Here is a 19,146-nt window from a genome sequence, read left to right on the forward strand (position 1 = left end):
CAGTGCGGCACGGTCCCCTCGATACGCTCGAACCATGCTCGAGACCCTCACCGGATTCGCCGTCGTGGCGGTCGCGATCGCGGTGGGCTGGATCATCGGGCGCATCGACCTGCTCGGCCCGCACGCGCGGCACGTGCTGGGGCGGCTCATCTTCTTCGTCCTCTCGCCGTTCCTCCTCTTCACGGTGCTTGCGCACGCCGACGCGAAGATGCTGTTCTCCGCACTGCTCCCGGTCTCGGCGATCGCGGCGGTCGCCGTCATCGCGGCGTACGCGCTGATCGCCCGCTACGGGTGGAAGCGCTCGATCGGCGAGACCGTGATCGGGGCGCTGTCCGCGGGACAGGTGAACTCGAACAACATCGGCATCCCGCTCTCCCTGTACCTGCTGGGCAGCGCCGCCTACCCGGCGCCGGTCATCCTCATGCAGCTGCTCGTGTTCACCCCGATCTCGCTGACGATCCTCGACGCGGTGACGAGCGACCGGGTCTCGCTGCGCCGCACGCTCACGCGCACGGCGACGAACCCGATCATCATCGGGTCGCTCCTGGGCACGCTCGTCTCGGTGTTCGAGATCCCGGTGCCCGCGCTCATCATGGACCCGGCGCAGCTCATCGCCGACGCCGCCGTACCGGTGCTGCTGATCAGCTACGGCATCTCCCTGCACGGGCAGCGTGTGCTGGGCACGCGGGGACACCGCCGCGACGTCATCCTCGCCACGGCCCTGAAGCTCCTCGTCATGCCGACGATCGCCTGGGCGGTCGCGGAGTTCGTCTTCGGCCTGTCGGATGCCGAGGTGCTGATCGTCGTCGTGCTCGCCGCGCTCCCCACCGCGCAGAACGTCTTCAACTACTCCCAGCGCTACGACGTCGGCGAGACGATCTCACGTGACAGCGTGTTCCTCACAACCATCGGATGCCTTCCGGTGCTGGTCGGCATCATGATGCTGCTGGGCTGACCGCCACCACCCCGTTGCACCTCGGCCTCCACCGACCTAACGTCGGGGGATGCTCATCGTCGGCTCCATCGTCATCCGCGTCCGCGATCTGCAGCGGCAGATCGCGTTCTGGACGTCCGCGCTGCACTACGAGCCCCGCGAGCCGATGCAGGAGGACTTCGTCGTCCTGCAGCCGCTGGACGGCAGGGGAACGCAGATCTCGCTCGACGTCATGCCGTCCGAGCGCGTCCTGCCCCCGCGCATCCACCTGGACCTCTACGCAGAGGACCAACAGGCTGAGGTCCGGCGGCTGACGGCGCTCGGTGCCGCCGAGGTGCACTGGGACCGGCGACCGGCCGACGCCGACTACGTGATCATGGAGGATCCCGAAGGGAACCGCTTCTGCGTGATCGACGCACGGGAGTGGCCGGGGTGGGAGGCGCGGCGCAGCACAGGGCCCCGCCGACCGTAGGTTGGATCCGTGGACAACCCGCTGATCTTCTTCGCGATCATCATCGCCATCGTCATCATCGCGATCCTCATGCCCCGCTGGATCGGCCGTTCCACTCGCGCCGCAGGCTCCCGCACCGGGAGGAGGTTCGAGGATCGGGAGCGTGAGCGAACGCTCCACGAGCTCGGTACGACGATCGTGATCCACGCTCCGGCATCCGTCGCACGAGAGATCGTCGACGAGGTCGTCCGGCGGCAGCCGCGGAAGTTCACGGTGCTCGGGGACCGCGGCTACGGCATCCGCTTCGTCGAGGAGGACGACGCGATCGCCCGGCTGGCCCCCGACCCTGACGGCACCCGCCTGCAGATCGAGCAGTCGCGCGAGCACCTCGGGATGCCGAAGGGCGCGCGGTTCTGGAAGGACCTCCGCGATCGCGTCGCCTCCGAGGCAGGAGCCCGCGAGATCTCGGTCGCCGAGGGCGTGCGCAACGGGTTCCGCTCCGACGGCGGCCGGCCGGCGGTGTGGGGGCGCGCCGAGGACGAGTGACCCCGGCGATCTCCCCGCGAACCGCCCCTGCAACTCCCAGCCTGCGAAGCTAGGCTGGAGCCTGCGCCACCGCACGAACCAGCCTTCGTCGCGGCTGCGCTCCCTCCTCCTTCGGCCTGCGCCTCCCCACCTGCGCCACGGCCCTGCCAGAAAGGCTGACCATGACCGACTCCACTGCCGGCGACGACCGCGCTCCCGACTTCTTCGACAAGCTGATCGAAGAGGCGCCCCGCGAGCAGTCCCCCTCCACGTTCACGCAGGCGTTCCGCGGCTACGACAAGGCCGAGGTCGACTCCGCGCTGAGCTCCCTGCGCAACCAGCTGCAGCAGCTGAAGGCGGACCTCGCCGACGCCGAGGTGCGCCACGAGGACGCCCTGGACTCGGCGCTCGAGTCGGTGCGCTCCGAGGAGCGCGCCACCCGCGAGGCGCTCGAGGCCCAGCTGACCGCCGCGAAGGCCAGGGCGGCGGATGCCGAGCAGCAGGTCTCCACGCTCACCAACGAGCTCGTCGACACCCCGCGCGCCGAGGGCCAGGACGCCCCCTCGCGCGAGCAGTTCGAGGCCATCCTGCGCGTCGCCGAGGAGCAGGCGAACGTCCTCATCCAGAACGCCGCCGTTCAGGCAGACCGGCTCATGGCCGCGGCCCGTGAGGAGGTCACCGCGCAGCGCGCCGAGGCGGAGGCCGACGCTGCCCGCATCATCTCTCAGGCGCAGCACGACGCCGACCAGATCCGCCTGAAGATCGACACCGAGTACACCGCCCACCAGGCGACCGTCGAGCGAGAGGCTGCGCACGCCGCCGAAAAGGTGCACCAGGCGTCGCAGGAGGCCACCGCGATCCGCACCGAGGCCGAGAAGGGCGCCGCCGCCCTCCGATCGCTGGTCACCCGCGAGACGGCTCAGCTGCGGGCGGACGCCGAGCGGGACGTCCGCGAGATGAACGCCCGGGTGCTCGAGTTCGAGGAGACCCTGACGCGCCGCCAGGACGACGCGCAGCAGGAGTTCCTGGTGCTGCACAACCAGGCCGTCGCGCACGCCGAGCGCATCACGACCGACGCCAACGAGCAGGTCGCCGCCTCGCTGGATCACGCCCAGCGCATCTCCGCGAAGGCCGACGACTACGAGCGCCTGATGCGCTCGCAGGCCGCCGCGATCGAGGCGGACGCCCAGGTGCGCGCCCGCGACACGCTCGACCGCGCCCGCGTCAAGGCGCAGAAGATCGTCGACTCGGTGACCGGCCACACGTCGAACGTGCTGCGCGACGCCGAGGACCACGCCCGCAAGCTGCGCTGGCAGCAGCAGCAGCTCGCCAGCTTCATGGCCGAGGTGCGCGAGCTCATCCGGCCCGAGGGCATCTTCACCGACGAGGCATCCGAGTCCGACGTCGCCATCCCGTCCGTCGCGACGGTGACCGCTGAGACGGCGGATCAGACGGATGCCGCAGCGGATGCGGAGACCGACGAGGTCATCGAGGCCGAGACGTTCGAGGCGGAGATCATCGAACCGGACCCCGCAGACGTGTTCCTCGGCGACGAGGTCCTCGAGGACGAGCTCCTCGACGACGAGACCGCCACCATCGAGGGCAAGATCACCATCGACGTCGTCGAAGCCGAGGAGCCGACCTCGCGCTGAGCGACTTCAGACGCCGGAGGGGCGTGTGCGGGTTCTCCCGCTCACGCCCCTCCGCTGTGTGCGGGCGGTGATTCGCAGCGCGGCCGTCGCCATGACTCCGGAGATCCGGGGCGGTCACGCGCGGAAACCGCCGGACAGCGCGCGACGAACGGGTTTCTCCGGAGTTGCGGCGGGGAGCGTGCGATGATCGCGTCATGAACCGGAACCGGCGTGGTCTCGCCCTCGGTCTCGCGTGCGCAACGCTCATGCTCTCCGGATGCTCGAGCACGCTCGGAGTGACGACGCACACCTGCATCGACTGGATCGCCTTCGAGACTCCGGCGGATGCTGCCGAGGAGGCCGATGCCGTCGTCGTCGGACGGATCTCCGGCCAGGCCGGGACCACGACTTACATGGGGATGACAGCGACGACCTGGAACGTCGAGGCCGACACCTGGCTCGAGGGCAAGGGCGAACACGAACTGGTCGTCACCTCGCTCCCGCGCAGTTGCGACGACCCCGGCGACACGATGTCTCGCCTGCAGGGCACAGAGCCGCTGGTGTTGTTTCTGCGCGACGCATCTTCGGGGTGGGAGATCGTCACCCCTTGGCAGGGCGTCGTTCCGGCGACGCCGGACGGCGGCATCCCGCCCGAATGGCCCGCCGACGTATATGAGTGACGTCGTCGGCTATGCGCGCACGAACCGCGCCGCGGCGGGGCAGTCGAAGGGGTCGGCGCCGGCGGCGAGACCGACGCGGTTGAGGTACTCGATCACGATCGCGTAGGAGCGGCCGAGGCTGGTCTCGGTGTACGGCACGTCGTTCGCCGCGCAGTAGTCGCGGACGATCTCGCGGGCCTTCGAGAGGTGCGGTCGGGGCATGTTCGGGAACAGGTGGTGCTCGACCTGGTAGTTCAGTCCGCCCATGAGCGTCGTCGCCCACCAGCCACCGCGGATGTTGCGCGAGGTGCGCACCTGCTTCGAGAAGAAGTCCAGGCGGGCGTTCGGGTCGATGATCGGCATGCCCTTGTGGTTCGGCGCGAAGGAAGCGCCCATGTACACGCCGAACACGGCGAGCTGCACGCCCATGAAGGCGAACGCCATCCCGAGGGGCAGCAGGAGGAAGACGGGGACGAGGATGATCGCGAAGCGGAGCGCGATGATGCCGAGCTCGGTCCAGCGGCCCTTGACGTTCCTCTTCGTCAGCAGGTGCTTCAGGCCGATGTAGTGCAGGTTCAGGCCCTCGAGGGTGAGGAGGGGGAAGAACAGCCATCCCTGCCTGCGGGTGATCAGGCGGATCAGGCCGCGGGACTTCGCCGCGTCCTCCTCGAGGAACGAGATCGTGTCGACCTCGATGTCCGGGTCCTTGCCGACCTGGTTCGGGTTGCCGTGATGCTTGGTGTGCTTGGAGTCCCACCAGGAGTAGCTCATGCCGATGCTGCCGGCGAGGATGCGGGCGAGCTTGAAGTTGGCCGGGCCGGAGGTCAGGATCTGACGGTGGGCGGCCTCGTGGGAGAGGAACGCGATCTGCGTGAAGATGATGCCGAGGGCACCGGCGATGAGCAGCTGGAACCAGCTGTCGCCGAGGAGGATGAAGCCGGTGACCGCCCCGCCGAGCGCGAGCACGATGCCCGAGCCGACGAGGATGTAGAACCAGGTGGCGCGACGCAGCAGCCCGGTCTCCTTGACGACCTGCGAGACCTGCTTGTAGGCCTGCGCCATCGGCGGGAACTCCGCGTTGCCGGAGTAGGTCTGGCGCACAGGCCCGAGCGTGGTGGTCGTTTCGACCTCTGAGATGGAGATGGTGCTCTCCTGCCGATCGGGAGCCCTTGAGCTGCGGAAGCCAAGGGCGGATGCCGTTCGCTCTCCTCAGGGTAACCCTCCCCGCATACGCGGGAAGGCATACGATCCGGGGTTCCGACAGCCTCGACGGGGCCGCGCGAACCCGGATCAGGCGCGGGCGCGGCGGGGCCGGCGGCGCAGGACGCGCGGCAGGCTCAGCGGGAACAGGGACGCGCGGCGCGCCGGCTCCTGCGAGCCCTCGAGCGCACGGAAGGCGTCGTCGAGGGTCGGGAAGGCGCCGACCTCGGCGCCCTGATGGTCATGGACGAGGTGGGCGGTGCCGTCGAACTCGACGAAACCGGCGAACTCGCCGTCGCGCGTGGCGACGTGCACATCGGCGTCTGCCTGCTTCCAGGTCAGCGGATCGAACGGGGGATAGGTGGTGGTGCTCATGGTGATGCTCATTGCTGTGGGGCGGGCGCGCTTCGGCGCGCCTCGCAAGACGTGCGATCGAGGGCGGATGCCGCGCGCGTCGATGCACGCGGTCCGGAATGGGCCCTGATCAGTGGCGACGTGGCGGCCGAGAGGGGCACAGCACACACGTTGCATCACCAGTGTAGCAGAGTCGACGACGGCGACCCGAGACGCCCCTCCCGCAGGAGCGCTCGGGCCGCATGCGCCCCGCTCAGTTCGCCGGCGGCGTCGCCGTGTCCACCCCGACCACGAGGGTCGCGGAGTAGCCGTCGGCGGTGTTCCCCGTGATCGTCGCGAGCTGCGAGGCGCCCGCGTCGTCGCCGAAGACGTTGTCGCCAGCCAGAGTCACCTGAGCGAGGTTGCCGGAGCTGCCGGCGTACCCGGAGCCGGCGTACACCTCGGCGCAGCTCGCCTCGGGGAGCGCCAGCTGCGAGGTCGCGATCGCGTTCTCGGCATCGGTGATCGCGTCGGCCCCGGGGTACACCTCGAAGTGGATGTGCGGCCAGCGGCCCGAGTAGCAGCCGGGGAAGATCGACATGAACGAGACTCGACCCTCGGCATCCGCCACCTGCACGCCACGCAGATAGGTGACGTCCTCCAGCCCCGGCGAGTACATCGAGTACTCCCCCTGTGCCGTGCAGTGCCAGGCGTAGACCGCCACGCCCTCGAACGGGACGCCGCCGTTCGCGAGGTCGAGGATCTGCAGCTCGAAGGTGAGCGGCACGCCCTCGGCGGTGGCAGTGCCGTCGATCGACGAACGGATGTCCTGCCGCACGATGCCGGCCTGCTCGAGGATGTCCGGGCCGTTCGACCCGTCACCCGGATAGGGCCCTGCGGTCTCGTCGGGGATCTCCGCGGTGCCGGCCGCGGTGCCGCTGCCGGAGTCCGTCGTCGGGGTGGCCGTCGCTCCGCCACCGGACGCCGCAGGTGCGCAGGCCGCGAGGACGACGGCCCCCGCACCGAGCCCGGCCAGTCCGAGAACGCTCCGTCGGGAGATGAGGGTGCGCAGATCGAACGCCGCGCCCTGGTCGACGACCTCCTCGTCTGGGCGATCGAGGAGACGACCCTCATAGGCGGGTCCGTCGGGTGTGCGGATCGGCTCGGGGATGCGGGTCATGATCGTGCTCCTCTCGGGAACGGCTCGGGGTGATGGGTGAAGCCCATGGTTCCGGAGGAGGCGATCAGTGGACCATGCCCCGCCTATGCGGAGACTATGAAGCCTTCCCCGAGGTCGAGAGCGAGTCGCGGGGCACCGGCGGCCGGATGACGAGCACGACGACGATCGCCACCATCACGGCCGCGGTGATCGCGATCGGGATCGGCAGAATCGGGTCGAGCAGCACGAGCAGAGCGCCGAGCGGCACCACGGTGTTCACGACGCGGTCGGCGTTGTCGCGGATCCCGATCCACCAGATCCCGATCAGGAAGAGCGCGATCGGGATCGACACGGTGAGGGAGGCCTGGAGGGTCGTGAGGTGGCTCTCGTGGGTGAGGACGTCGATCTCCACCTCGATGCCGGCCGAGAACGCCGCGGCCGCGGCGAACACGAGGTAGTGCGTGTAGCCGTAGCGCAGCGAGCGGCCGAACGTCGTGATCGCCCTGTGGTGCGGCGGCCAGAAGTAGATCCACCACAGAGACGCGGTGACCACGAGGGTGAGCACGGCGATCGCGATGAGCGGGCCCAGCGCGTCGACCTTGTCGAGGGCCCCGATGATCGCATTGGCCGAGGCGAGCAGGCTCTCGCCGAGCACGATGAGTGTGAACAGGCCGTACCGCTCGGTGATGTGATGCGGATGCCACGGCGTCTGGTGCCTGAACTCCGCGAACACCGGGACGCCGATCTCGATCAGCGCGAAGACCACGAAAGCGACGAGCTGGAGCGGACCGGCGGGGATCAGGAGGAACAGGACCCAGAGCACCTGCACCGCCGCGATGCCCCCGGCGTACCGGATCGTGGCCGTGCGCAGTTCGGGCCCTGCTGACCGGCTCGCACGCAACCACTGCGTGATCATCGCGATGCGCATCACGACGTAGCCGATCACCGGCACCGTGAAGTCTCCGTGGAACGCCGCAGGAATGCCGGCCGCGAGGATCAGCACGCCGCCCATCTGCACGATCGTCGTCACCCGGTAGAGCCAGTCGTCGGTGTCGAACGAGGTCGCGAACCAGGTGAAGTTCATCCACGCCCACCAGATCGCGAAGAACACCATCGCGTAGGACGTGATGCCGTGGACGAAATCGCCGTGGCTCATCGCGTGGTGCAGCTGCACGGCCGCGGTGCTCACGGCGACGACGAACACCAGATCGAAGAAGAGCTCGAGAGTGCTGGCGGTGCGGTGCGTCTGGGCCGGGTCGCGCGGCAGCATCCTGGCGAGCCGGAAGCGGGGCGTGGTCATATCGGTCACCGCAACAGGCTAGTGCGGGAGCGGGCGCACCGGTAACGCTCCAGCTGTGCCACTCTGGTGTCTGTGAAGGGGATCATTCTCGCCGGGGGATCGGGATCGCGACTGCACCCGATCACGCTGGGCGTGTCGAAGCAGCTCATCCCGGTCTACGACAAGCCGATGATCTACTACCCGCTGTCGACGCTGATGCTGGCCGGCATCCGCGACATCCTCGTGATCACCACCCCTCACGACGCCGCGCACTTCGAGCGGCTCCTCGGCGACGGCTCGCAGTTCGGCATCCGCCTCTCGTTCGCGCAGCAGCCTTCCCCTGACGGCCTCGCCCAGGCGTTCACCATCGGCGCGGACTTCGTCGGCGACGACAGCGTGGCCCTCGTCCTCGGCGACAATCTGCTCTACGGCCCCGGTCTCGGCACGCAGCTCAAGCGCTTCGCCGACATCGAGGGCGGCTCGATCTTCGCGTACTGGGTGGCGGAGCCGCAGGCGTACGGAGTGGTGTCCTTCGACGATGCGGGGCGGGTGCTGTCCCTCGAGGAGAAACCGCGGAACCCCACCAGCAATTACGCCGTCCCCGGTCTCTACTTCTACGACAACGACGTGCTGGAGATCGCCGCCGCTCTGGAACCCAGCGCGCGCGGCGAGTACGAGATCACCGACGTGAACCTCGAGTACCTCCGGCGCGGCCGGCTGCAGGTCGAGGTGCTTCCCCGCGGGACCGCCTGGCTCGACACGGGGACCTTCGATCAGATGACGGATGCCGCCGACTACGTGCGCACGATGGAGCGACGCACGGGGATGAAGATCGGCGTGCCCGAGGAGGTCGCCTGGCGTCAGGGCTTCCTGAACGACGCCGAGCTGCAGGCGCGCGCCGAGACGCTCGTGAAGTCCGGCTACGGCGCCTACCTTCTCGATCTGCTGACCAGGGGGCTCCGATGACGCGCCTGCTGGTCACCGGCGGTGCGGGCTTCATCGGCTCCAACTTCGTGCATCACGTGATCGAGAACACCGACGCGCACGTGACGGTCCTCGACAAGCTCACCTATGCGGGCAACCGGGCGTCGCTGGCCGGGCTGCCCGACGATCGCGTGCGCTTCGTCCAGGGTGACATCGCCGACGCCGAGCTGGTCGACTCCCTGTTCGCCGAGGTCGACGCGGTCGTGCACTATGCCGCGGAGTCCCACAACGACAATTCACTGCACGACCCGCGCCCCTTCCTCGACACGAACATCGTGGGCACGTACACGCTGCTGGAAGCAGCGCGACGGCACCAGCGCCGCTTCCACCACATCTCCACCGACGAGGTCTACGGAGACCTGGAGCTCGATGATCCGCAGCGCTTCACCGAGTCGACGCCCTACAACCCGTCCTCGCCGTACTCGTCCACCAAGGCCGGAAGCGACCTGCTGGTCCGCGCCTGGGTGCGCTCCTTCGGCGTGCATGCCACGATCTCGAACTGCTCGAACAACTACGGCCCGTATCAGCACGTGGAGAAGTTCATCCCCCGCCAGATCACGAACGTGCTCCGCGGCATCCGCCCGAAGCTCTACGGCGCCGGACGCAACGTCCGCGACTGGATCCATGCCGACGACCATTCCTCGGCCGTGCTGGCGATCCTCGAGAAGGGCGTCATCGGCGAGACATACCTGATCGGCGCGGACGGCGAGCGGGACAACCGATCGGTCGTCGAGCTCATCCTCGCGGAGATGGGGCAGCCGGCCGACGCCTACGACCTCGTGGCCGACCGCGCTGGGCACGACCTCCGCTACGCGATCGACTCCACCAAGCTCCGCACCGAGCTGGGATGGGCGCCGCGATACGGCGACTTCGCCGCGGGCCTCGCCGCGACGATCGCCTGGTACCGCGACAACGAGGACTGGTGGGCGCCGTCGAAGGACGCCACCGAGTCCTTCTACGCCGCGAGGGGCCAGTGATGACCGAGTTCGGCAAGGCGCTCAGCGTCACGGAGACGCCGATCCCGGGGCTGCTCCTCGCCGAGCTGCCGGTGCACGGCGACTCCCGCGGCTGGTTCAAGGAGAACTGGCAGCGCGAGAAGATGGTCGCCGAAGGACTCCCCGACTTCGGTCCTGTGCAGAACAGCGTCGCGTTCAACGATGAGCGGGGAACGACTCGCGGCATCCACGCCGAACCCTGGGACAAATGGGTCTCGGTCGCCACCGGGAGGATCTTCGGCGCCTGGGTCGACCTGCGTGAGGGCGAGACGTTCGGCACGGTGTTCACCGCGGAGCTCGATCCGTCGCGCGCGATCTTCGTGCCGCGAGGTGTGGGCAACTCGTACCAGACGCTGGAGGCGGGCACGGCGTACGTCTACCTCGTGAACGACCACTGGTCTCCGGACGCCGATTACACGTTCCTGAACCTGGCCGACGAGACCGCCGGGATCAACTGGCCGATCCCGATCGACGAGGCGATCATCTCCGACAAGGACAGGGAGCACCCGCGACTCGCGGACGTCGCCCCGATCACGCCGAGGAAGACGCTGGTGCTCGGTGCGTCCGGGCAGCTCGGCCGCGCACTGCGCAATCGACTCGGCGACGCCGCGCATGTCGAGTACGCCACCAGGGAGGACCTGGACCTGCGCGCCGCCGACCTCGCCGGGGCCCGCCGCTGGCGCGACTACGACACGATCATCAACGCCGCAGCCTACACGGCCGTCGACGCGGCGGAGACCCCGGAGGGACGCGCCGAGGCCTGGGCCGCGAACACGACCGGCGTCGCGAGCCTCGCCCGGATCGCGGCCGAGAACCGCATCACCCTCGTGCACGTCTCCAGCGACTACGTCTTCGACGGCACCCAGGAGGCGCCCTACACGGAGACCGCCCCGGTGACCCCGCTCGGCGTCTACGGCCAGACCAAGGCGGCTGCCGACGCTGTCGTCTCCGCCGTTCCGAGGCACTACGTCGTGAGGACGTCGTGGGTGATCGGCGACGGGCGCAACTTCGTGCGCACCATGGCGTCGCTCGCCGACCGCGGCGTCTCCCCTCGCGTCGTCGGCGACCAGGTCGGGCGGCTCACCTTCGCCTCCGACCTCGCGGCGGCCATCCTGCACCTGCTCCGCACGGGGGCGCCTTTCGGCGTGTACAACGTCACCGGCGCCGGCGCCCCGCAATCCTGGGCCGACATCGCCCGCGCGGTGTACCGCGGCACCGGGCACGACGACGCACAGGTGACCGACGTGACCACGGCCGAGTACTTCGCCGGGCAGCCGGGACCGATCGCGCCGCGACCGCGGAACAGCGTGCTGGATCTCACGAAGATCATCGCGACGGGCTGGCAGCCGTCCGAAGGCGGAGAGGCCCTCGACGCCTACCTCGCCGCGGAAGGCGTCGACGCCTAGAGCTCCCCCGGGCGCATCGCCTCGGCGTCGATGGCGCGCAGCACGCGCCGCGCCGCGGTGTCGGTCGAGGGCTCGCCCTCGGCATCCGTCCTGCGGCGCCCGCGCGGCGCGTAGACGACCAGCGAGTGGAACAGGAACCGCGCGAAGAACGCCACGACGAGCGACAGGCCGGTGGCGAGCACGCTGGAGATGTGCCAGGTCTCCACCATCAGCGCCATCACCGGGATGCGCAGGGCCGCCTCGACGTTGTTGAACGCGAAGGACGTCAGGAATCGGGTGCCGAGCGCGCGGGCGTCGGTGCGCATGTCGGCGAACACGAAGCGCTCCTGGAGGAGGAAGTTCCCCACGATCGTGACCTCGGCGCCGATGATCGCCGCCCAGATGTAGGGAACCCCCAAGGTCGTCAGCAGCCACATGATGCCGAGGTTCGCGACGGCGCCGACCGCGCCGATCAGGGCGAACAGCGACATCTTGCCGAAACGCAGGCGGCCGAGATGCGCCACGAAGGTTGCGCCCTGCCGCAGGCTCGCCTTCGACGTGCCGTGCCGGCGCTCGGCGAACGCCATCGGCACCTCGGCGACGCGCAGGTCGGTGCGGGCGAGGATCTCGAGGAGGATCTTGAACCCCTGCGGCTTCAGGACGTCGATGTCGAGGCGCGTGCGGTCGACGAGGAAGAAGCCGGTCATCGGGTCGGTGCTGCGGGCCAGCCGGATGGGGAACATGGCGCGGGTGAGCCAGGTGGCGGCCCGGGAGACGCCGAATCGCACCGCGGTGCCGAGCCCGCTGGTGTCGCCGCCGCCGATGTAACGGGACGCCGCGACGACGTCTGCGCCGCCCTCCTCGTGCCTCGCGAGGAGGGCGGGGAGCAGCTCGGGGGGATGCTGCAGGTCGCCGTCCATCACGATGCACAGATCGGATGCCGCGGCCTGGAGCCCGACGACCACGGCCCCGCCGAGCCCTCCCGTGTTGGCCGTGCGGTGGATGACGCGGACGGGGAGCGCGGCATCGGCGGCGACGCGCTCGACCTCGGCCGCCGTGTCGTCGCTGCTGTCGTCGATGAAGAGGATCTCGGCGTCCCACGCGGCGAGCGCGCGTGCGGTGCGTTCGACGAGCTCCGCGACGTTGTCGCGCTCGTTGTACGTCGGCACGATGACCGTGACCCCTGTGCCCACGTGCTCCCCTTCTCCGGCGTGCGCTCGGCTGCGGCCTCCATCGTGCCATGGCTTGTTGTGAGCGGGAAACGGCTGCCCACGAGCAGGGAAGGCGCCTCGCACTCGGCGCCCTCCCTGCCAGAGGCCTTTACCCTGGAAGCATGACCTCTGCAGCATCCACGATCACGATGTTCGGCGCCGACTGGTGCCGCGACTGCATCCGCACCAAGAAGCAGCTCGACGAGCTCGGCATCGAGTACGAGTACGTCGACCTCGTGGCCGACCCCGCCGCCGCGGACGTGGCCAAGGAGATCTCCGGCCGCACGAACATCCCCGTCGTCGTCTACCCGGACGCCTCGCACCACGTCGAGCCGTCGAACGCCGACGTCGAGTCGAAGCTGCGCGAGCTCGCCCTGATCTGAGACGGGGTCTCACCAGGCCTGAGACCGTAAGCTGGGGAACCCGCCTGAGGAGACGCCGATGACTTCTGCGACCACGCCGCATTCCGCTGTGAAGACCGCGGAGAAGTCCGCCGTCTCGGGACTCGGGGACGGCGAGCGCGAGCGCCTCGACGCTGCCGTCGCCGACCTGCACGCCGGCACGTCGGTGTGGACGGCGCTGACCCTCGCCCAGCGCGCGACGCTGCTTCGCGCCGTGCGTGCGAGCGTGGCCGCCGTGGCCGAGGACTGGGCGACGACCGCCGCCGCGTCGAAGAGCCTCGAGGGCCGGCATCCGCTTCGCGGCGAGGAATGGCTCAGCGGCCCGTACAGCGTGCTGGGCGCCCTCGACGCGTACATCGAGACCGTCTCCCGCCTCGCGAGCGGCACCAATCCCCTCGAAGGCGTCCGCATCGATCGGGCGCCCGGCGGCCGCACCCGCGTGCACGCGTTCCCCCTGACCGGCATCGACCGGTTCCTGCTCTCCGGCTTCACCGGCGAGGTGTGGCTCGAGCCGGGCGTCACCCCGAACGGAGCGCGCGCCGGGGCCGGGCTCGCGCAGCGCACCCCGCAGGTCTCCGGCGGCGTCGGCCTGGTGCTCGGCGCCGGCAACATCACCTCGATCCCCGTGCTCGACGTGCTGTACGAGCTGCTCGCGCACAACCGCACCGCACTGCTGAAGGTCAACCCCACGCAGGACGCCCTCGTGCCCGTCTACAAGCGCGCCTTCGCTCCCCTCATCGAGATCGGGCTGCTGCGCATCGTCCGCGGCGGGCCCGCGGCCGGCGCCTATCTCACCGGACACCCCGGCCTCTCGCACGTGCACATCACGGGCTCCGCGGCGACCTTCGACGCGATCGTCTGGGGCACCGGAGCTGCGGCGAAGCGCCGCCGCCGGGAGGGTCGCCCACAGCTGAAGAAGCCGATCACGGCCGAGCTGGGCGGGGTCTCCCCGATCATCGTCGTACCGGGCGAGTGGACGGATGCCGACATCACCTACCAGGCGGAGCACATCGTCACGATGCGCCTGCAGAACGGCGGCCACAACTGCATCGCGGGCCAGGTCGTCATCCTCTCGTCCGACTGGGCGCAGGCGGATGCCTTCCGCGCCGCCCTCCGCCGCGCGTACGCGAAGGCCCCGGAGCGGCCGGTCTGGTATCCGGGATCACCGTCGCGGATGCAGCAGGCGGCGGACGCCTACCCCGAGGCTCTCGTGCTCGGCGACCGGCTGCTCGTCGAGATCGGCCACGGCGAAGATCCGGAGGCGCTGCAGCGCACCGAATACTTCGCGCCGGTGCTGGGCGTCGTCACCGTGCCTGGCACCGGTCAGGAGTTCCTCGACGCCGCCGTGGCCCACGCGAACGAGAAGCTGCAGGGCACGCTGGGCGCGAACCTGCTCATCGATCCGGCGACGGAGCGCGCGCTCGGCACCGGGTTCGAGCGCGCCGTCGCGAACCTCCGCTATGGGTCCATCGCGATCAACGGCTGGACGGCCTTCGGCTTCATCACTCCGACCATGACCTGGGGCGCTTTCCCCGGCAGCACGATCGACGACGTCGGCAGCGGCATCGGCGTGGTGCACAACGCTCTGCTCCTCGATCGGGTGGAGCGCTCGGTGATCCGCGGCCCCTTCCGGCCGTTCCCGCGATCGCTTCCCGTGGCGAACGGGGGCGGACGGCTGACGATCCTGCCGAAGCCGCCGTGGTTCGTCTCCGCCCGCACCGGCGCCGAGGTGAGCGAGGGCCTCACCCGCTTCCGCGTCGACGGCCGGATGCTCGGCCTCGCGCAGACGCTGCTGAAGGCGCTGCGCGCCTGACCCCGCCCCGCTCGCCCCGGCGCCCGGCCGCGCCTGCGCTCGGCGTCGACGGCCGCTCTTCCCGCTCCGGTCGCAGTTCGGCACAGTGACGCCCGCCGGCACTGTGCCGAAGTGCGACGGGAACGTGGGACAGTGGGCCGGACGGGCGTTCAGCCGGCGAAGCGGTCGGTGGCGGCGCGCAGCGCGCGCTGGATGCCGGGTTCCGCTGCCGAGTGACCGGCATCGTCGACCACGACGAACTCGGCCTCCGGCCAGGCCCGATGGAGGTCCCACGCGGTCATCATCGGCGTGCAGACATCATGACGCCCCTGGATGATCACGGTCGGGATGTGCCGGACGGCGTCGACACCGGCGATCAGCTGCCCCTCCTCCCACCAGCCGCGGTGGATGAAGAAGTGGTTCTCGATGCGGGCGAACGCGGTCGCCGTGCGCGGATCGGACATCGCGGCGATCTGCTCGGCATCCGGCTCCAGGGTCACCGTCGACGCCTCCCAGGTCGACCAGGCGATCGCGGCGGGCACGTGCACCGCCGGATCCGGGTCGAACAGCCGCCGGTGGTACGCCTCGATCATCCGCGTGCGCTCGAGCACGGGGATCGGCGCGATGAAGTCCTCCCAGAGGTCGGGGAACAGCGCCGCCGCCCCGCCCTCGTAGAACCACTCCAGCTCCTCGCGGCGCAGGGTGAAGATGCCGCGCAGGACGAGCTCGGTGACGACATCCGGATGCGCCTGCGCGTAGGCGAGGGCCAAGGCGCTCCCCCAGGAGCCGCCGAAGACCTGCCACCGCTCGATGCCGAGATTCTTGCGCAGCAGCTCGATGTCGGCGATCAGGTGCGCCGTGGTGATGTAGCGGAGGTCGGCGTCCGGTTCGCTCGCGTGCGGGGTGCTCCGGCCGCAGCCGCGCTGGTCCAGCAGCACGATCCGGTAGACGTCCGGGTCGAAGAAGCGCCGCTGCCAGGGCGAGGTCCCGCTGCCGGGGCCGCCGTGCAGGAACACGACCGGCTTCCCCTCGGGGTTGCCGCTGACCTCCCAGTGCATCCGGTGGCCGTCGCCCACGAGGAGGTCGCCCTCGTCGTACGGCTCGATCGGCGGATACAGCCCGTCCAGATTCATCGTCATCGATCCCCCGGTCACAGCCAACATCACTGGCTCCACGCTAGCGCGCCGGCGCCGGAATCGCCGAAGCGGCGGACTACAGCTGGTCGCCGGCGACCGCGAAGGTGTCGCAGACGCCGAGGCCGTTCTGGTACCCGTTCGCGAACCAGTACTTGCGCTGCTCGCTCGACCCGTGCGTCCAGCTCTCCGGGTTGACGAAGCCGGACTGCTCCTGGATGTGGTCGTCGCCGACGGTGAACGCCGCGTTCAGCGCGTCGTCCAGCTGCGCCTCGGTCGGCTTCAGCAGGTACGGGTCGCCGTCGGCATCCGTCTGCTCCGTCATCCGTCCGATCCACGCACCGGCGTAGCAGTCGGCCTGCAGCTCCATGCGCACGCCGTTGCTGTCGGGGCCGGTGCCGTTGTTCGGGTGGCGCTCCATGACGCCGGTGATGTTCTGGATGTGGTGGCCCCACTCGTGACCCACGATGTAGAGCTGCGCCAGATCATCGGCGGATGCCCCGAACTGCTGTCGCATGAGGTCGAAGAACGTCGGGTCGAGGTACACACCCTCCTCGGGCGGGCAGTAGAACGGGCCGACCGAGTTGGATGCCGTGCCGCACTGCGTCGGCGTCGAGCCGTCCACGACGGTGAGCTGCGGCGCGCGATAGCCGTCGACGTTCTCGGCCCAGAACGCGTCGAGTGCGACCTGCGCGCCGGCCATGCGGCAGTCGACGTTCTCGTTGGCATCCTGTCCGGTCTTGCAGTCCTCGATCACCGATGCGCCGGTGCCGGTGCCTCCGCCGGGATCGCTCACGCCGCCGAGCAGCGGCGTGAGGTCGATGCCGAGAAGGGGGCCCGCGATGAGCGCGATGATGCCGAGCACGCCGACGCCACCCGCGCCGGCGATCACGGCGCCGCGACCGCTGCGCCGGGTCGTGGTGGTCGAGATGTCGGCATCCGGATTGAACGTCATGGCTCGAGGGTACTCCGCGTGCCGCACGGTGCGGGAGGCGCATCGGTGACGCTGACGGCCTCAGCGGTCGTAGGCTCAGGGCATGAGCACCACGATCACCCTCACCGGAGCCGGCGGACAGATCGGATACGCGCTGCTGTTCCGCATCGCGGCCGGCGACATGCTGGGCCCGGACGAGAAGGTCCGGCTGCGCCTGCTGGAGATCCCGCAGGGGCTCGCCGCGGCGGAAGGCGCGGCCCTCGAGCTGCAGGACGGCGCGTTCGGCCTGCTGGAGCACGTCGAGGTGACGGATGACGCGGCGGTCGGCTTCGACGGCTGCGATCTCGCGCTGCTCGTCGGCGCCCGGCCCCGCGGCCCCGGCATGGAGCGCGGAGACCTGCTCGCCGCGAACGGCGGCATCTTCGGCCCGCAGGGTGCCGCGATCGCCGCGAACGCGGCGCCGGGCGTGCGGGTCGCCGTGGTGGGCAACCCGGCGAACACCAACGCGCTGATCGCCGCGGCATCCGCCGACGGGGTTCCCGCGGAGCGCTTCACGGCGCTCACACGCCTGGATGAGAACCGGGCGCGCGCGCAACTGGCGCTGACACTCGGGGTGCCCGTCGACACGGTCCGCCGGGTGCCCATCTGGGGCAACCATTCCGCCACGCAGTTCCCGGACGTCTCGCACGCCACCGTCGGCGGCAAGCCGGTCGTGGAGGCGCTGGAGCAGATCGTCGGCGACGTGCCGGCGTGGCTGGAGGGCACCTTCATCCCGCGGGTCGCCAAGCGCGGAGCCGAGATCATCCAGGTGCGCGGGTCGTCGTCGGTGGCGTCCGCGGCGAGCGCGACGATCGACCACGTGCGGGACTGGGTGCGGGGCACGGACGACTGGACCTCGGCCGGCGTCGTGTCGCACGGCGAGTACGGGGTCCCCGAGGGCCTGATCTCCTCGTTCCCCGTCACATCGGAAGGCGGCGAGTGGCGCATCGTCGAAGGACTGGAGCTCAGCGACTGGGCGCGGGCCCGCATCGACGCCTCGGTCGCCGAGCTCGTCGAAGAGCGCGACACGGTGCGTGCGCTCGGCCTGCTCTGACACGGTCACCGGCGCACCCCCGGGCAGGGCAGAATGGATGCAGGAGGTGCGCGATGAGCGAGACGACGGATTCCACGAAGGCCGCGGCGTCGGTCGACGACGCCCTGACCAGCCCGCTGCACCTGCCGCACCCGGCCGCGGAGTGCCCGAAGTGCTTCACCGAGCTGCAGAAGAACCGCGACTTCTGGTCCGCCCGGCCCGACGGCTCCCGCCTGGTAGGCCTCGTCGTCGCCCGCGAGGGGATGCCGTCGGTGGTGGAGCAGCGTGACGCCCTCACCCGCTTCGGCGTGCCGATCGAGGGCTTCCGGGATCCGGCCCCGGAGATCCTGGAGAGCTGGTCCGACCGCCTGGCGCGCCTCATCGCGACCCTGAAGACCGGTGACGTCCTGGTCGTGGCGAACATCCAGGCGCTGGGCCGGGATGCCGAGGAGGGAGCCCGCACGGTCGCCGAGCTCCGCCGTCACGGCATCATGGTGAAGGTGCTGGCGCACAACGCCCGGCACCTCGCGGACGCCGCCCGCTGACCTGCGCCCGCCGGTCGTCTCGGGCGTCAGCCGAACGTGCGCGCCTCGTACCCGAGTCGCGCGGAGATCTCGATGATCTCCGCGGCGTGCGCGGACGGCACCACCACGAGCGGGTACGCGTCGGAGTCCTCCTCCAGGTAGACCACGCGCAGCCCGCTGCCCGCCAGCAGCCGATCGGCGTGCGCCACGGCGGCCTCGAGGTCATCGATGTCTTCGACGGCGTCGAGGTCGATGCCCGCCCTGACCACCCGGGGAACCCCGGCGAGAGCCTGCGCGACCTCTGCCCCGGTGTCCTTCCAATCCAGGTACGCCAGGGCGCCGACGTCGTCGAGTCCGTCGATCAGCGCCAGCCACGGGTCGGTCTCGTCAGGGGACTCGATGCCGCGGTCGGCGAGTCGGTCTTCGTGCCGGCGGAAGTACTCCTCGGGATCGTCGGCGGCGAGCCGCACCTCGGCGGCGAGCTCGGCGTCGTCGTCCAGGAGTTCGCAGAGCCGACCCCAGTCGTTCGCTGTCGCAGTCACGG

Annotated in this window: 20 protein-coding genes; 12 read left to right on the forward strand and 8 right to left on the reverse strand. The window is 70.1% G+C overall.

The annotated features are described in order from the left end of the window. The first annotated feature begins 34 nt into the window (after window positions 1-34). From G6G98_RS11245 to G6G98_RS11265, 5 genes are all read left to right on the forward strand, one after another. Entirely contained in the window at window positions 35-955 is a 921-nt protein-coding gene (locus G6G98_RS11245) for an AEC family transporter (RefSeq protein WP_164234264.1), read from the forward strand. Window positions 956-1,004: 49 nt separating this feature from the next. Beyond that, window positions 1,005-1,406 (forward strand): VOC family protein, encoded by a 402-nt coding sequence (locus G6G98_RS11250; protein WP_164234263.1) that lies wholly within the window; start codon window positions 1,005-1,007, stop codon window positions 1,404-1,406. 9 nt (window positions 1,407-1,415) lie between these two features. Beyond that, a complete protein-coding gene (locus G6G98_RS11255) occupies window positions 1,416-1,931 on the forward strand; it encodes a hypothetical protein (protein WP_164234262.1) in 516 nt (171 codons plus the stop codon). Window positions 1,932-2,092: 161 nt separating this feature from the next. Next, window positions 2,093-3,562, forward strand: a complete 1,470-nt coding sequence (locus G6G98_RS11260) for a DivIVA domain-containing protein (protein WP_164234261.1) — start codon at window positions 2,093-2,095, stop codon at window positions 3,560-3,562. A 194-nt stretch (window positions 3,563-3,756) separates the two neighbouring features. Further along, the gene (locus tag G6G98_RS11265) at window positions 3,757-4,221 is read left to right on the forward strand and encodes a hypothetical protein (protein WP_067355876.1); all 465 of its coding nucleotides are present in this window, start codon (window positions 3,757-3,759) and stop codon (window positions 4,219-4,221) included. Between the two features lie 9 nt (window positions 4,222-4,230). On the opposite strand, the gene G6G98_RS11270 is transcribed toward G6G98_RS11265, so the two are convergent. The 4 genes from G6G98_RS11270 to G6G98_RS11285 all read right to left on the reverse strand — a co-directional run bounded on the left by G6G98_RS11270 (window position 4,231) and on the right by G6G98_RS11285 (window position 8,192). Then, window positions 4,231-5,301 carry a fatty acid desaturase family protein gene (locus tag G6G98_RS11270; RefSeq protein WP_432207072.1) on the reverse strand — a complete coding sequence of 357 codons (1,071 nt, stop codon included), beginning with the start codon at window positions 5,299-5,301 and terminating at the stop codon, window positions 4,231-4,233. A gap of 189 nt (window positions 5,302-5,490) precedes the next feature. After that, window positions 5,491-5,775: a hypothetical protein gene (locus tag G6G98_RS11275; RefSeq protein ID WP_067355883.1), complete on the reverse strand. Its 285-nt coding sequence runs from the start codon at window positions 5,773-5,775 to the stop codon at window positions 5,491-5,493. 232 nt (window positions 5,776-6,007) lie between these two features. Further along, window positions 6,008-6,913 (reverse strand): intradiol ring-cleavage dioxygenase, encoded by a 906-nt coding sequence (locus G6G98_RS11280; protein ID WP_067355886.1) that lies wholly within the window; start codon window positions 6,911-6,913, stop codon window positions 6,008-6,010. 94 nt (window positions 6,914-7,007) lie between these two features. Continuing rightward, window positions 7,008-8,192, reverse strand: a complete 1,185-nt coding sequence (locus G6G98_RS11285; RefSeq protein ID WP_243842129.1) for a low temperature requirement protein A — start codon at window positions 8,190-8,192, stop codon at window positions 7,008-7,010. Window positions 8,193-8,264: 72 nt separating this feature from the next. Here G6G98_RS11285 and rfbA point away from each other — a divergent pair, with 72 nt between their 5' ends. From rfbA to G6G98_RS11300, 3 genes are read left to right on the forward strand one after another with little or no spacing between them, the layout of a single operon-like run. Continuing rightward, window positions 8,265-9,137 (forward strand): glucose-1-phosphate thymidylyltransferase RfbA, encoded by an 873-nt coding sequence (gene rfbA / locus G6G98_RS11290; protein ID WP_164234260.1) that lies wholly within the window; start codon window positions 8,265-8,267, stop codon window positions 9,135-9,137. Continuing rightward, complete coding sequence (rfbB, locus tag G6G98_RS11295) at window positions 9,134-10,132, forward strand: dTDP-glucose 4,6-dehydratase (RefSeq protein ID WP_067355892.1); 999 nt, start codon at window positions 9,134-9,136, stop codon at window positions 10,130-10,132. The genes rfbA and rfbB overlap by 4 nt, the downstream gene beginning before the upstream one ends. Further along, a complete protein-coding gene (locus G6G98_RS11300; RefSeq protein ID WP_067357169.1) occupies window positions 10,132-11,556 on the forward strand; it encodes a sugar nucleotide-binding protein in 1,425 nt (474 codons plus the stop codon). Before rfbB ends, G6G98_RS11300 begins: the two co-directional genes overlap by 1 nt. Here the strand turns inward: G6G98_RS11300 and G6G98_RS11305 are convergent. Beyond that, window positions 11,553-12,728, reverse strand: a complete 1,176-nt coding sequence (locus G6G98_RS11305) for a glycosyltransferase (RefSeq protein WP_243842101.1) — start codon at window positions 12,726-12,728, stop codon at window positions 11,553-11,555. The genes G6G98_RS11300 and G6G98_RS11305 overlap by 4 nt on opposite strands. A 140-nt stretch (window positions 12,729-12,868) precedes the next feature. Between G6G98_RS11305 and G6G98_RS11310 the strand changes: the two genes are divergently transcribed. Both G6G98_RS11310 and G6G98_RS11315 read left to right on the forward strand, forming a co-directional pair. Continuing rightward, entirely contained in the window at window positions 12,869-13,129 is a 261-nt protein-coding gene (locus G6G98_RS11310; protein WP_067355898.1) for a glutaredoxin domain-containing protein, read from the forward strand. 58 nt (window positions 13,130-13,187) lie between these two features. Further along, on the forward strand, window positions 13,188-14,960 hold the full coding sequence (locus G6G98_RS11315) for an aldehyde dehydrogenase family protein (RefSeq protein ID WP_164234259.1): 1,773 nt from the start codon (window positions 13,188-13,190) through the stop codon (window positions 14,958-14,960). A 149-nt stretch (window positions 14,961-15,109) separates the two neighbouring features. Here the strand turns inward: G6G98_RS11315 and pip are convergent, their stop codons facing one another. Beyond that, window positions 15,110-16,078 (reverse strand): prolyl aminopeptidase, encoded by a 969-nt coding sequence (gene pip / locus G6G98_RS11320; protein WP_067355902.1) that lies wholly within the window; start codon window positions 16,076-16,078, stop codon window positions 15,110-15,112. Window positions 16,079-16,151: 73 nt separating this feature from the next. After that, window positions 16,152-17,027, reverse strand: a complete 876-nt coding sequence (gene ypfJ / locus G6G98_RS11325; RefSeq protein WP_067355905.1) for a KPN_02809 family neutral zinc metallopeptidase — start codon at window positions 17,025-17,027, stop codon at window positions 16,152-16,154. Between the two features lie 82 nt (window positions 17,028-17,109). Between ypfJ and G6G98_RS11330 the strand changes: the two genes are divergently transcribed. Together G6G98_RS11330 and G6G98_RS11335 are read left to right on the forward strand one after the other, a co-directional pair. Further along, a complete protein-coding gene (locus G6G98_RS11330) occupies window positions 17,110-18,099 on the forward strand; it encodes a malate dehydrogenase (RefSeq protein ID WP_067355908.1) in 990 nt (329 codons plus the stop codon). Between the two features lie 53 nt (window positions 18,100-18,152). After that, on the forward strand, window positions 18,153-18,623 hold the full coding sequence (locus G6G98_RS11335; RefSeq protein ID WP_166706096.1) for a recombinase family protein: 471 nt from the start codon (window positions 18,153-18,155) through the stop codon (window positions 18,621-18,623). Window positions 18,624-18,649: 26 nt separating this feature from the next. On the opposite strand, the gene G6G98_RS11340 is transcribed toward G6G98_RS11335, so the two are convergent. Continuing rightward, window positions 18,650-19,144 (reverse strand): DUF6630 family protein, encoded by a 495-nt coding sequence (locus tag G6G98_RS11340; protein ID WP_164234257.1) that lies wholly within the window; start codon window positions 19,142-19,144, stop codon window positions 18,650-18,652. Window positions 19,145-19,146 lie beyond the last annotated feature (2 nt).

Source organism: Microbacterium hydrocarbonoxydans (genome assembly GCF_011752045.1).
Taxonomy (GTDB): Bacteria; Actinomycetota; Actinomycetes; order Actinomycetales; family Microbacteriaceae; genus Microbacterium.

Bases quoted from the DNA above. Each gene is read 5' to 3' on its own strand.
- G6G98_RS11330 (WP_067355908.1), top strand. From the start codon at position 17,110: ATGAGCACCACGATCACCCTCACCGGAGCCGGCGGACAGATCGGATAC.
- G6G98_RS11300 (WP_067357169.1), top strand. From the start codon at position 10,132: ATGACCGAGTTCGGCAAGGCGCTCAGCGTCACGGAGACGCCGATCCCG.
- G6G98_RS11280 (WP_067355886.1), bottom strand. From the start codon at position 6,913: ATGACCCGCATCCCCGAGCCGATCCGCACACCCGACGGACCCGCCTAT.
- G6G98_RS11310 (WP_067355898.1), top strand. From the start codon at position 12,869: ATGACCTCTGCAGCATCCACGATCACGATGTTCGGCGCCGACTGGTGC.
- rfbB (WP_067355892.1), top strand. From the start codon at position 9,134: ATGACGCGCCTGCTGGTCACCGGCGGTGCGGGCTTCATCGGCTCCAAC.
- pip (WP_067355902.1), bottom strand. From the start codon at position 16,078: ATGACGATGAATCTGGACGGGCTGTATCCGCCGATCGAGCCGTACGAC.
- G6G98_RS11335 (WP_166706096.1), top strand. From the start codon at position 18,153: ATGAGCGAGACGACGGATTCCACGAAGGCCGCGGCGTCGGTCGACGAC.
- G6G98_RS11315 (WP_164234259.1), top strand. From the start codon at position 13,188: ATGACTTCTGCGACCACGCCGCATTCCGCTGTGAAGACCGCGGAGAAG.
- G6G98_RS11260 (WP_164234261.1), top strand. From the start codon at position 2,093: ATGACCGACTCCACTGCCGGCGACGACCGCGCTCCCGACTTCTTCGAC.
- G6G98_RS11265 (WP_067355876.1), top strand. From the start codon at position 3,757: ATGAACCGGAACCGGCGTGGTCTCGCCCTCGGTCTCGCGTGCGCAACG.
- G6G98_RS11285 (WP_243842129.1), bottom strand. From the start codon at position 8,192: ATGACCACGCCCCGCTTCCGGCTCGCCAGGATGCTGCCGCGCGACCCG.
- G6G98_RS11275 (WP_067355883.1), bottom strand. From the start codon at position 5,775: ATGAGCACCACCACCTATCCCCCGTTCGATCCGCTGACCTGGAAGCAG.
- ypfJ (WP_067355905.1), bottom strand. From the start codon at position 17,027: ATGACGTTCAATCCGGATGCCGACATCTCGACCACCACGACCCGGCGC.
- G6G98_RS11245 (WP_164234264.1), top strand. From the start codon at position 35: ATGCTCGAGACCCTCACCGGATTCGCCGTCGTGGCGGTCGCGATCGCG.
- G6G98_RS11250 (WP_164234263.1), top strand. From the start codon at position 1,005: ATGCTCATCGTCGGCTCCATCGTCATCCGCGTCCGCGATCTGCAGCGG.